The sequence below is a fragment of the Martinezella miluonensis genome (assembly GCF_900094545.1).
GTDB classification, from domain to species: domain Bacteria; phylum Pseudomonadota; class Alphaproteobacteria; order Rhizobiales; family Rhizobiaceae; genus Rhizobium; species Rhizobium miluonense.
Window position 1 is genome coordinate 1 of the sequence record NZ_FMAH01000079.1, and the last position, 11135, is coordinate 11135.

13 protein-coding genes and 1 pseudogene are annotated in these 11135 nt (G+C 56.4%); 6 read left to right on the top strand and 8 right to left on the bottom strand.

The genetic code is table 11. The features are described from left to right. On the bottom strand, window positions 1-263 hold a 263-nt coding region (locus GA0061102_RS31730), incomplete at its 3' end, for a transposase (RefSeq protein ID WP_092853936.1). 169 nt (window positions 264-432) lie between these two features. Here GA0061102_RS31730 and GA0061102_RS31735 point away from each other — a divergent pair. Further along, a complete protein-coding gene (locus GA0061102_RS31735; protein ID WP_092856566.1) occupies window positions 433-648 on the top strand; it encodes a hypothetical protein in 216 nt (71 codons plus the stop codon). Between the two features lie 199 nt (window positions 649-847). On the opposite strand, the pseudogene GA0061102_RS31740 reads toward GA0061102_RS31735, so the two are convergent. Next, window positions 848-1166, bottom strand: a pseudogene (locus GA0061102_RS31740) (NAD(P)(+) transhydrogenase (Re/Si-specific) subunit beta); the annotation flags it as partial. Window positions 1167-1375: 209 nt separating this feature from the next. Between GA0061102_RS31740 and GA0061102_RS31745 the strand changes: the two are divergent. The 5 genes from GA0061102_RS31745 (at window position 1376) to GA0061102_RS31765 (ending at window position 6800) form a co-directional block, all read left to right on the top strand. Beyond that, entirely contained in the window at window positions 1376-1612 is a 237-nt protein-coding gene (locus tag GA0061102_RS31745) for a hypothetical protein (protein WP_092856568.1), read from the top strand. A 208-nt stretch (window positions 1613-1820) separates the two neighbouring features. After that, the gene (locus GA0061102_RS31750) at window positions 1821-2279 is read left to right on the top strand and encodes a VOC family protein (RefSeq protein WP_092856571.1); all 459 of its coding nucleotides are present in this window, start codon (window positions 1821-1823) and stop codon (window positions 2277-2279) included. A 763-nt stretch (window positions 2280-3042) separates the two neighbouring features. Continuing rightward, window positions 3043-3861: an N-formylglutamate amidohydrolase gene (locus tag GA0061102_RS31755; protein WP_092856574.1), complete on the top strand. Its 819-nt coding sequence runs from the start codon at window positions 3043-3045 to the stop codon at window positions 3859-3861. Further along, window positions 3858-5753 (top strand): flavohemoglobin expression-modulating QEGLA motif protein, encoded by a 1896-nt coding sequence (locus GA0061102_RS31760; protein WP_092856577.1) that lies wholly within the window; start codon window positions 3858-3860, stop codon window positions 5751-5753. Before GA0061102_RS31755 ends, GA0061102_RS31760 begins: the two co-directional genes overlap by 4 nt. Then, on the top strand, window positions 5754-6800 hold the full coding sequence (locus tag GA0061102_RS31765; protein WP_092856580.1) for a glutathione synthase: 1047 nt from the start codon (window positions 5754-5756) through the stop codon (window positions 6798-6800). It begins immediately after the preceding gene. A 308-nt stretch (window positions 6801-7108) separates the two neighbouring features. On the opposite strand, the gene GA0061102_RS31770 is transcribed toward GA0061102_RS31765, so the two are convergent. The 6 genes from GA0061102_RS31770 to GA0061102_RS31795 form a co-directional block, all read right to left on the bottom strand. After that, a complete protein-coding gene (locus GA0061102_RS31770) occupies window positions 7109-7480 on the bottom strand; it encodes a COG4315 family predicted lipoprotein (RefSeq protein WP_092856583.1) in 372 nt (123 codons plus the stop codon). Window positions 7481-7713: 233 nt separating this feature from the next. Next, on the bottom strand, window positions 7714-8439 hold the full coding sequence (locus GA0061102_RS31775) for an MgtC/SapB family protein (RefSeq protein ID WP_092856586.1): 726 nt from the start codon (window positions 8437-8439) through the stop codon (window positions 7714-7716). Between the two features lie 130 nt (window positions 8440-8569). Then, window positions 8570-9112 carry a BON domain-containing protein gene (locus GA0061102_RS31780; protein ID WP_092856589.1) on the bottom strand — a complete coding sequence of 181 codons (543 nt, stop codon included), beginning with the start codon at window positions 9110-9112 and terminating at the stop codon, window positions 8570-8572. 149 nt (window positions 9113-9261) lie between these two features. Further along, window positions 9262-9636 carry a hypothetical protein gene (locus GA0061102_RS31785; protein WP_245298207.1) on the bottom strand — a complete coding sequence of 125 codons (375 nt, stop codon included), beginning with the start codon at window positions 9634-9636 and terminating at the stop codon, window positions 9262-9264. A gap of 157 nt (window positions 9637-9793) precedes the next feature. Then, entirely contained in the window at window positions 9794-10189 is a 396-nt protein-coding gene (locus GA0061102_RS31790; protein ID WP_092856592.1) for a DUF1236 domain-containing protein, read from the bottom strand. Window positions 10190-10874: 685 nt separating this feature from the next. Next, on the bottom strand, window positions 10875-11135 hold a 261-nt coding region (locus tag GA0061102_RS31795), incomplete at its 5' end, for a transposase (RefSeq protein ID WP_208858713.1).

Here is an 11135-nt window from a genome sequence, read left to right on the forward strand (position 1 = left end):
AGGTCCAGTTCCATCGTGAGTTGGCCAACCTTGCGTTCAAGTGCTGCGATCTGCGCCTCATACTCGGCGATGACGCTCGCTTCGGCTTCCTCATCGCTGAGTTCGCCGCGATCGAACTGGGTCAGCCACAACTGAATGAGGTTGGCCGAGACGCCGTAAGTACGTTGCGCATCTCGCCGTCCGATGACACCGCTTCGAATATCCTGACAAAGCTGCAATTTGAACGGCGTCGAGTGCCGCCGATATGGACCTCGGGATTTCATGAGCCTTCTCCGATTGAGGCCCACAGAGCGTATCAGTTTTTCCGTTTCCCGTGGTCCAGCCCCAGGGGTTCACTCCAATTCCGCATGCCCTGCGGTTGTATTTTGACCCCGATGGAACTTTCCGCCGCCGCATAAATTTGTTTGATCACAACAAGAAGGAGATTCGGAGATGGAAACGCAATGGGCTTTCGAGCGGCGCCGCCCGGTAAGGGGTGCTCCTTACTCGCTGGCGGAGTTTCAGAAGAAGTACGGCCTCAACGACGGCATCGCCGAAGACCTGTTCGCACGGTTTGGCCCGTCGGCGATCGAACTCGATCTACTCATGCAGGCAAAACGTCGAACACCCTCTTTCAATGAGCTGACGAAAGAAATGCTGCCTCGATAGGGGGAGTCTGAAGGCGCCATCTCAAAATGCCAAAGGCGCGATCGCCTCTTCTTCCACGATCAATCCTGCGGAACGATGGAGCACTGCATCGTTCGGGGCGTCCACGATACGATCGCGTTCGAATCCAACCATGTCGATTTGAGTATCCGGCACCCCGGCCGCGCTTCGAGACGAACACTTGCTTGGCTTTCAAGATTTACAGAACCGACATGCCTTCGATCGGTGAATTCGGATCGTCCTGGGCCGCCTGATTGACGATGCCGATGGAGCTGATGACGGTGACGACGTCCGTTGGATGGGAGTCCTCGTTGATCTCGTCCATTTCGAGCACGATGTCGTCGGACGTTTTTTGCTCCGGCTAGAAGCACATTCATCTGCCCCGGCAGGCGACCGGCAACCGGATGGATGGCGAAGCGCACGTCCTTGCCCGCAGCACGCCGCTTGTGCGTGAGTTCGGCGACCGGCTGCTGCGCCACCGCCATGCCGTATCCCGGAATGATAACGACGCTATCGGCATTGAACCCGATGAAGACCGACGAAGGAATGCAGCGCTGCGGCATTCCCGTCATCTGCACGCTGCTTGCCACGTAATGACCGAGCACGGCGCCGCCGGCATTCATTAAGGCGATGGATTGGCAGTAGCTTTGGTATTATATTGGAACCTAAGTGGGAGGCGAAGCTATCTCGCTTCTCCATCAGGCTTGTCGCGTAGGTTGGAGGAAAAGCGATGATCCGTTCGGTTCTCAGCAGGCAGGATATTTATCTGGATTCAAACGATCTCGGCATCTGTCAGCAGGCCCTTGATGCCATCCTGGTCGAAATGGATATTGCGAATAATAGCGAAGAAGCCGAGCGAGCGGCGGCAATCATAGTCCAACTGTATCAGCAAGGTATTCATGACGAACGCCAGCTCTTCATGCTCGCCAGCGCGGATTGCGGACGAATAAGGCGGGGAACAAATTAGACGCACGACGATTGGAAAAGGGCGAGTTGGCCGCAAACGCTCGCTGTCCCGTCGCGTTTCCATCGGCGCGACCGCAGAAAGCCAGCCGTTGACCAATTTTCCACTACCTCTGCCAACGGCGTGTCGTTGTTTGGTTATCTTGTCTGAAATGGGTGCGATTATCCATCTCTTCACAACCACCCACGAGTTCGGCCGAAAGGAAAACACGATGGCACATGCAAAACCGAAGCTAATTGGTCTCAATCATATCGCGCTCGAAGTGGACGATGTCGACGAGGCCCTCCGCTTCTACGGGAATGTCTTTTCGTTCGAGCTGCGCGGAAGCCATAAGGACGAACAGGGCAATCTGGCTATGGCGTTTATCGACATGGGCGACCAGTTTCTGGCGTTGAGCCGGGGCAGATCTCAGGCCCCTGACGCCGATCGTCACTTCGGCCTCGTCGTTGACGATAGGAGCATGGTGATCACACTTGCGGTTGCCGCGGAAGCGACCTTACTTGAAGACAGGCCGTTCAATTTCCTTGATCCTTGGGGAAACCACATTGAGATCGTCGAATACCGGGAGATCCAGTTCACCAAAACTCAAGCAGTCCTTGACGCACTCGGGACCAGCGGAGCGAAAAGTAAAAATGCCAAGGAGGAACTGCGGAAGAGGAGCTTCCTCTAAACACGTCTTGCCTCCGATTCTGCACCAACGGATGGGATTTTCTCATGGTGGGTGCAATGACGGACCGTAGGCTTCACAGCAAACATTTGATCCAGTGCTGGCAGCTCCCGCGTGATCGGCTGATGCATATTATCAAGTAATATCTGACTTTTCAGATAGGCATGAAATCGATCGCCATTCCCGACCTCGAACTTTCGCATAGATGGAGCTAATGCCCGCACTACTAATTATAAGTTTCGGCGGTCGCCGCAAAGCATGGCCTCACTGGTTATAGCTTTTCGAAGGAGTGATCTGATGAACATGGCAATCGCAACAAGGCTTTGAGCTTGCGTCGTGCGCATCCTTTCATGGATTTTAGCGCCATGGCACAACTCATGATAATGCCAATACTCTATGAGATGCGGTGGCACCGTGTTGCATGGGTTCATGCCCACCGAATGCACCAACTACTCCAGCGCCATGGATATCGCCCGGACTAAATAGGATCTGCTTTAGGTCATCGAAATCAACCTTTCCACCCAAATCGAGAATTGCGGCACCCAGCTTTGGAAACCGCAAAGGGCTCGCTTGTTAAGCTCCACGTCCTCTTGACCTCCGGGACCCACGAAAGCCTCGCCAAGACATCCATTGGATCCTGAGACAGTCGAGGCTCGCGTAACTTTTGTTGCTCCTATGCGTTTAGACTACGCATGAAGAATGTTTCAGCAGCTTGACGGGCTTTCAGCCTTGCCTGCGGCTCACAGATAGGCGCTAACAAATTGACATGCCTCAGTCATTGACCATTCTTCCGGTTCATTCGGACGCCCTTTGGACAATCGAGCGCGGCGCCTCACCGATCGTTGCGACAGCGGTCCACGATGGGCACGCCGTTCGCAAGGAGCTGGAAGGCTTGTATGCTCTTTCATCCAATGAGCGCCTTCGCGAGGAGGACCCGTTTACGGGGTTCATGTGCCGCGACGTTCCGAACCGGATCGTTTTCCATCGATCCCGTTTTGAAGTCGACATCAACCGGAGTCGCGATGGAGCGATCTACTTCACGCCGGAACAGGCTTGGGGATTGAAGGTCTGGAAGGACGGGCTTTCGTCTGATGACGCCAAGACGTCTCTTCGAACCCATGACGACTATTACGAAGTATTGCTGGCTTTCTTGAAAGGTATCGAGCGTTGGCATGGCCGGTTCGTGGTTCTCGATATTCATAGCTACAATCATCGTCGAGCAGGACCCGGGACTGCACCGACGGCACAGGCAAAAGCGCCGCATATCAATATCGGCACATCCTCCATCGACCGTGCCCGCTGGTCGTACGTTCTCGATGTCCTCAAAAGCCATTTCCGGTCTTTCGAGATCGACGGCTGCCGGCTCGACGTGCGGGAAAATATCGCCTTCCAGGGAAAGGGCGAGCAGACCCGCTTCATTCATGAGCATTTCCCTCGTACCGGCTGCGCCATCGCAATCGAATTCAAGAAATTCTTCATGGATGAATGGACAGGCGAACCGGATCTCGAGGTCCTCGAAAAGCTCCGTGGCATCATCGCATCCACCGTTCCCTTGCTGGAGAAAGCACTGGAGTCTAGACGATGAGCAAGGAAGGAGCGATCAGCCGGCAAGACGAATCGGATTGGCTCGACGAGATCCTGATCAGTATCCGCGAAGGTAAGTCGATCCGTCGCGATCTGCCTGGCGGCGGTCGTCTGCATATCGACAGGCCCTTACCCTTCCTATGCATCCATATCGCGGAGGACGGCGCCGAACCCACGGCCCGGGACGTGGCCCAAGCCAATGCCTCCTACCTGACAGCACCGGATGCGGCGACGGCCATAACGGTAATCGATGCTGTTGCAAGTACATTGGAAGAGCGCTTTGGCGCCTTCATCCTGCTCGACATTGGTGAACTGTCGCAAGACAGGTTTTTGACCGACGATGCGCCGTTCCTGCCACCATTCGAAGTATCGATCTGGTCGAGCGCTGACGCGATCGCAGCAGCCGACACATTCTCGACAGCCGTCAGCGACAGCGAAGCACGGTTCCGCACACCGCGGGTGGAGAAAACGGAGGCGGCACCCTTGAGCGACGATAAGCAGATCGCGCGCGAACTTGGCTGCTCGGCCATTGCGGTGAGGTTCGCGCCGGTGTACCGCCAACCCGGCTCCGAAGACATCTATCCGGAACTTCGCGAACAGCTTGTGGCCATGTTCTTCGATGCGGGCCTGCAGGCTTTCGCCTCCTTTATCGCCATGCATCAGCTCTTCAAGCTGACCACGCACCGGGCGCTCGGACGCAAGGCGTTCATCGACACGGTTTCCAGGATAGACCGCAACATCGATGAGATTGCTTCGACGTTCGACTTTCTTCTAGCGGTGACGCCGATCAATTCGGAGGCGGCGTTTGAAGCCTTCAAGGCCAGCGGCTACCGGGCACAGCCGGCCTTTCTCTATCGCCCGCTCGGATTGCAGGTAGAGGCGGTTAAGCGGAAACTTTTCTCGATCTCCTTCGAACATCTCGAAGATCCGGTGCTCTACCAACTCTATCGCGAAAAGCAGCAGGAGCTCGATCTGCAACTGTCGCTCCTGTCATCGCGACAGAACCCAAAATTTGTCGAGTTCGGCCGCGCACTCTATGAGCCGGTCGACCGGCCCTTGCTGCGCGAGGCGACGGCGATCCTGACGACCTTGAACGAAAACGAGCCAAATGTCGATGACGACGCGGGCCTGGGAGACAAGATCACCGACTGTTTCCAAGTGGAACGGCGAGCCAGGGCTATGATCGCGGCCTATCAGCGGCAAGGGAAAGACTTCGAGGCATCTGTCGAGCTTCGCGACGATTTGCCGTCCGGCCTGATGGTATCCGGACATCGTTTGCTGATCGCTCGTAGCACGCAGATGGATATACGCCGCGTCGAACCCCTCCTGTCGCATGAGATCGGTGTTCATCTGTTGACCTATTTCAACGGTTCGGCCCAAGGACTTCGGCTCTTTCGCTCTGGCCTTTCGGGATACGAGGGTATGCAGGAGGGCTTGGCCGTTTTCGCTGAATACCTCTCCGGTGGCATGACGCCAGAGCGGCTCAAATTGATTGCAGGTCGGGTGGTCGGATGTGCCTCGATGCTCGACGGAGCGACATTTTCCGAAACCTATTCCATGCTCGTTGACGACAACAACTTCACCGAACCAGCGGCCTTCAACGTCGTCTTGCGGCTCTATCGCGGCGGTGGACTTGCCAAGGACGCGATTTATCTGCGCGGTCTGCTCGCCTTGCTCGATCATCTTAAAAATGGCGGCGCTCTGGAGCCATTCTGGATGGGCAAAATTGCGGCCTCGCATTTCACAGTCATGCAGGAACTTGCCGAGCGCGGACTTCTCCGCTTGCCGGCGATCCAACCTATCTTTCTTCACACTGACGCGGGACGTGCGCGACTGGAACGGGCCAGAAGCGGCATGCGCCCTCTCGACATGATCCAACGACAGGAGCCGTGAATGCGGATAGCATTTTTTGTGAACTCCATCGAAGGCGAAACCGAGTATTATACGACGACCGCGCTTGCGCTTGCCGCTATGGCTCGCGGCCATGACGTTTGTTACTTGACGCCGGGTGACTTCGTACTTCGCCCTGACGACAGCCTTATGATCCGAATCACCACCCTAAAGAATGGAAAGCCTAAAAAGGCTGATATCTTCATCGGTGCATTGCAGGGCGATCAGGCGAAAACCCAGACCATCGCTATCAGCGAGATCGACGTGCTCTTTTTACGTAACGACCCATCTGAAGATGCTGATGAGCGGCCGTGGGCGGCGCATGCCGGTGCGATTTTCGGAAGGCTTGCTGCCGAGCGTGGTGTGCTCACCGTCAACGATCCCGACGGTTTGGTACGCGCTCAGAACAAACTCTATTTTCAGGATTTTCCGGAGGCAGTACGACCGACCACCCTGATATCGAAAAGCATCGAGGAAATCCGCACCTTCGTCGATGAGCAGAAACGGGGTACCATCCTGAAGCCGCTGCAGGGATCAGGCGGCAAGAATGTTTTTAAGATCGCCTCCAGCAAGGAGAGCAACCTCAATCAGATCTTCGAGGCGGTGAGCGGCGGAGGTTACCTGATCGCGCAAGCCTATCTTCCCGATGCGATGGCTGGGGATATAAGATTATTCCTCATGAATGGTCGGCCGCTGCAACGTGACGGCGCATATGCCGCCTTCCGGCGTGTGCCGGCAAAAGGCGAGGTCCGTTCCAACATGCATGCGGCAGGCACCGCCGCCGTCGCCGAAATCACGCCTAAGATCCTCGCGGTCGCCGAAATGGTGCGGCCGAAACTCATCGAGGATGGCATGTTCCTCGTCGGCCTCGACATCGTCGGCGACAAAATTCTCGAGATCAACGTCTTCACGCCCGGCGGCCTGCCCGAGATTGCCGAACTCCATGGCGTCGACCTGGCGCTCGATGTCATCATCGCGCTGGAACAGAAAGTAGAGATGAGAAAAAACTATGCCGGGCGGATTTCAAACCGGGTACTGGCAACCTTATAATCTGCCGACCTGAGAGATCGCGACATTGCTGACGGTGTTGCAGGCGGCATGGCAGGCGCTATTGCGTTTGAAGGCATGAAAGTAACAACGGTTGTTGCGGTTGCCACCTGCCCAAACTCAACCCCTTGAACGATCCGTGCAAATGCCAAGCAGATGCTTAATCAGCCTCGGCCTGCGTCGTCATTTCCCATTCGATTCATCGATCACGGAATTCGCTCCAGCGGGTGCGAGGCGGCTTTTGGGGGAATTTGCAGTGCAAAGCAGAGGACGATCTGAGGACCGCCCTCTGCAACTCGACGCCGATCCGCCTACTTGGCCACGTGCCACATGTTGCCAACGCCGTCGCCGTTCATATCGCCTGACTTTTTATCTCCGGAAAACGTATAAAGCGGCTTGCCGCCATAAGCCCACATCTGCTTGCCGTCAGCATCCTTGACCAACGACCACTCCCCCTCTGCCTTGGCTTTGTCGGCAGCACGAAAGGCTGGCCACTTCTTGAGGCAAGCCTTATCGCAGTTTGATTTTCCCTGGGCATCCTTGTCGAAAGTGTAAAGGGTCATGCCCTTTTCCGTGGCCATGACCTTGCCCATTTTAGTGTCGACCATCTTGACAGGTTCGGCTGCCAGAGCCGGCAAAGTTGTTGCAGCCACAAGGCCGATCGCGATCAGCAGCGTTTTCATATTTTCCTCCATTCGGGGGTGCCGACGAAATGCCAGCAGTGCCCGATATCACCATTTAGAAACGTCCGGCCGGCAAAGTGGTTCCACTACGTAGCCGGGCAAATGGCACGACGACAACCGCCGTCCTATCCGTAAAGCGATGACATTGCATGAAAGATCCGCGTCATAACGAATACGTATAACTGGTTCTAATCAGCGCCAATCAGGAATGTTCCACAACAAACATCGGCCAGTCACGTGGCCGTCGTCACCATCTCGAAGGATAGGACCTTGCAGCGCTCCTCAACGGCGGTAAGCAGCTCCAGCGCGCCACCGTCGGCGCCTGAATGTTTCCAGCGCACCTGATAGATCACGTTCATGGAGGCACCCGCCTCACCTGCCGCTTTTGCGATGAAGAGGAAGGCGTAGCCGCGCGGCTCGAACATTGCCTGGACCTTTGCGATTTCGGCGACGCCTAAGAGTTCCACCTCCATGCGCGCCTTCTGCTGATGCGGTATCAGTTCATCGAACCATTTGAAGGGCGACAGCACAATGAAGGCCGCGATGGCGCCAGTTGATCCGACCACCAATTGTCCGCCGCCGATACAAAGACCGATCGCCGTCATGATCCATAGCGTAGCCGCGGTCGTGACGCCCGTGACGAGATCGCCACGTTTGAGAATGGCGCCCCCGCCAATGAAGCCGACGCCCGTTAGCACACCGAGTGGAAAGCGCAGGATGTCCATCGAAACGAACGATTGCGGGGTCTTGCCCATGGTGGAAAGCAGCAGGTTGGCCTGGATCATGGTCAAGCACGCCGCCAACCCGACCAGGATCGTCGTTCGGAATCCGGCGGCATGTCGGCCGACCTCGCGGTTGACGCCAATCAGCGCGCCCGCGGCAATGACCAGCACAAGGCGCACGACGATATCAACCCAGGTGGGGCTTAAGGGCATGAACTCGATCATCGTGCTTGGCATGGCGGCCTCCGCCCGTTGGTTTCATGGCAGATATCGCCGTAAACGGCTTGATGACGAGAATCGCCAAGATGGAGGCAATCATCAAGCCGAAGATCACGAGCAACAACATACACATGTCGCTGCACCCCTCCTACGACGATTTGCGGACGGCAAGATTGCTGTCATGGCCGGTGATGCCGCTTGCTTGTCGTGAAATCGCTTCCGCACGCTGCCTGGCTTCGTGATTTTCGACGGAGCCCTCGATCACGACGCGTCCGCGACTGACTGTCACGAATATGCTCGCCTCGCGAAGCAGCTGGTCAGTTTTCAGCTTGCCTTCGATTTCCAGCCGAATTTCCGCGTCCGTCCGCTCCTGCTTTGGTGCAAAATCGCCCGCGGACTCGCCGCCCGGCTTTGCACTTTCGTCGATGTCCTCCGACCTCGGGACGTTGGAAATCCTGAAAAAGACTTCCTCGGCCATCTGCTTGCGTTGCAGGTCGCACTCGGCTGAATCTTCACAGCGCGCATCGTCGGTGCCGTGCTCCGGCCTGATCCCCGCTGACGAAGCATCCTCAGCCCGCTCAGGCACAACCTGCCCGGAACCGCCGGCTGCCTGATCGAGTGCCTGAAGGGTGCGGATATGGCCGTGATCCGGAGAGCCTTTGGCCTCCTTGCTGTTCTTGATCTCGGTCATCGTTTTCTCCCATGCTTGATTAGGGAGAACCTTCAGCAACACCAAATGTTCCTATCTCTCTGTCGATGATCAGGTACTCGCCAAGGCATCTCGCGCACCCACAAGGTTTGCGGATTGGAGGCAAGCCCATCGGCACGCAATACATGTGGCTATTTCTCTGCCCGTTGTAAAAGAATGCGCAACTCTTCGAATCGTCGTTTGTGGTCGACGTCGCTGTCGGTAGGCGTGTAGCATATGTTCGACACACAGAATCTGGCGAGGTTATGTGGCTTGTCCGGCTTATCGAATTCACATTCGAACGTGTCGCTCATCTCGGCAGATGATGTCCCTTTGCGAGTGGAATAAGCCATGCGCACGCCCGGCGGCTTGAGTTCCGGAAAGGATTGGATGGCGCCGAACGTCAAACCATCCGACAGTAAGAAGTCCTTCGCCACGGTCTTGCAGGTTGCTTCGAGATCGGCAGATTGCGCGAAAGCGGTGGTCGGCATCAACGCAAGACATATTAAAACCAAAGGCTTGATCACGGTGACCTCCTTTAGATGGGATAGAGACTAATTTAGCGTACAGACAGCAAAAGCAAGCGGAGGGTTACGGATTCTTCTCGATAAGGCGACCGGGTGGGCCTACCCACGGCGACTTGAGGAGTTGTCGATGAGGTCGCCGCGGGTCGTTGTCGCAGAATTAGTCAAGGATCTTTACGACCTTGCGGGTCTTCGGCTGCACGATGATGCGCTCATGATTGACCATGGCATAGGCATAGGTCGGATGGCCCGGCACAGGTGTAATCACCACGGTGCGCGGCAAGGGCCTGCCGACGACAACACTCTCCTTGACGACAACCTCATCCGACGGAATTGGCTGTTCCTGGACATAGGTGACGACCGTGTGCGGGGGATCAATTGCAGACCCAACAATGGCGCCCGCTACGCCGCCGACGGCAGCCCCGACGGGGCCACCAACGACTGCACCTGTCACTGCGCCGCCGGCAGCACCGGTAACGGTCGAGGACTGGGCGAAGGCAGGGCCAGCGAGAAGGCCCAAGGCAGCAGCCGCTGTAACGATAGCTTTCGTTTTCATAGCATTCTCCTTTCGTTTTCGGCACCTAAGAGACCCCTGAACAATCGCTGATGTTGCGAAGGGTTCCCCGCATTGGGCTTCAGTCGCATGCTGTTCCGACTGAAGCCGTAACTCGGGAACACAGCGCTGATCGCTTTGTTCGTTCCATTGCGGCAGTAGGGCATTAGCCTAGAGTGCTGCTCCTTCGAAGATCTGCACCTGACGACTTGGACCTCCATATGCGAACGCGACGACGCCAGTGTTTCTCATGGCCACACCTCGGTAGACAATTTCGGTCTCGGAGAAGGTTCAGCTATCGCACGCGGCTGATGGTCGGCTGACTATGACGCAAGCAACTGAGGTGATACAGGCGTGACACCATGCCCACCGCCGAGCCTCGATCCGACTATGCCACTCATATTCACCGCATCAACGCTATAGCACTTTGGAAAGCCTTGACAGGCGCGGTTGCCTGATCTCAATGCCGCTGCGGCTGACAAGGGCCTTCAATCGATAACGGGACAACTCCGGGCTACCCGCTCGCTCGGAACCGGAACGGCTCCTTGGGGTTATGTCTCTAGCAAAGGAGAAGCTAACATGATCCGGAAGCTAAAATCGGGTGAATACCGCCTTTACGATCGTGTCCATGTAGGTGGTGTAGCTACCGGCTGCTTGCCGTGCTTTCCGCCCCAGGTCGGAGCGATTATCAGCGCGCCACAGCAGGCAAGCTGATTTGGGGATCATCGCTCATTTGAGCCATGGTCTCAAGGGTCAGGTATCTCCCTCGCTGGACGGTCCACTCGTCGTTCGCCTCCATGAGCAGTGCGCCGACGAGACGGATGATGGCTTCATCGTTCGGAAAGATACCGACAACCTCGGTGCGGCGTTTGATCTCGCCGTTGAGACGTTCGATTGGATTCGTCGAGTGCAACTTCGCCCGGTGCTCTTTGGGAAAGGTCATGTAGGC

Excerpts from the sequence above, each read along its gene's own strand:
- GA0061102_RS31735 (WP_092856566.1), top strand. The coding sequence starts at position 433 with ATGGAAACGCAATGGGCTTTCGAGCGGCGCCGCCCGGTAAGGGGTGCT.
- GA0061102_RS31745 (WP_092856568.1), top strand. The coding sequence starts at position 1,376 with ATGATCCGTTCGGTTCTCAGCAGGCAGGATATTTATCTGGATTCAAAC.
- GA0061102_RS31750 (WP_092856571.1), top strand. The coding sequence starts at position 1,821 with ATGGCACATGCAAAACCGAAGCTAATTGGTCTCAATCATATCGCGCTC.
- GA0061102_RS31755 (WP_092856574.1), top strand. The coding sequence starts at position 3,043 with ATGCCTCAGTCATTGACCATTCTTCCGGTTCATTCGGACGCCCTTTGG.
- GA0061102_RS31760 (WP_092856577.1), top strand. The coding sequence starts at position 3,858 with ATGAGCAAGGAAGGAGCGATCAGCCGGCAAGACGAATCGGATTGGCTC.
- GA0061102_RS31765 (WP_092856580.1), top strand. The coding sequence starts at position 5,754 with ATGCGGATAGCATTTTTTGTGAACTCCATCGAAGGCGAAACCGAGTAT.
- GA0061102_RS31770 (WP_092856583.1), bottom strand. The coding sequence starts at position 7,480 with ATGAAAACGCTGCTGATCGCGATCGGCCTTGTGGCTGCAACAACTTTG.
- GA0061102_RS31775 (WP_092856586.1), bottom strand. The coding sequence starts at position 8,439 with ATGCCAAGCACGATGATCGAGTTCATGCCCTTAAGCCCCACCTGGGTT.
- GA0061102_RS31780 (WP_092856589.1), bottom strand. The coding sequence starts at position 9,112 with ATGACCGAGATCAAGAACAGCAAGGAGGCCAAAGGCTCTCCGGATCAC.
- GA0061102_RS31790 (WP_092856592.1), bottom strand. The coding sequence starts at position 10,189 with ATGAAAACGAAAGCTATCGTTACAGCGGCTGCTGCCTTGGGCCTTCTC.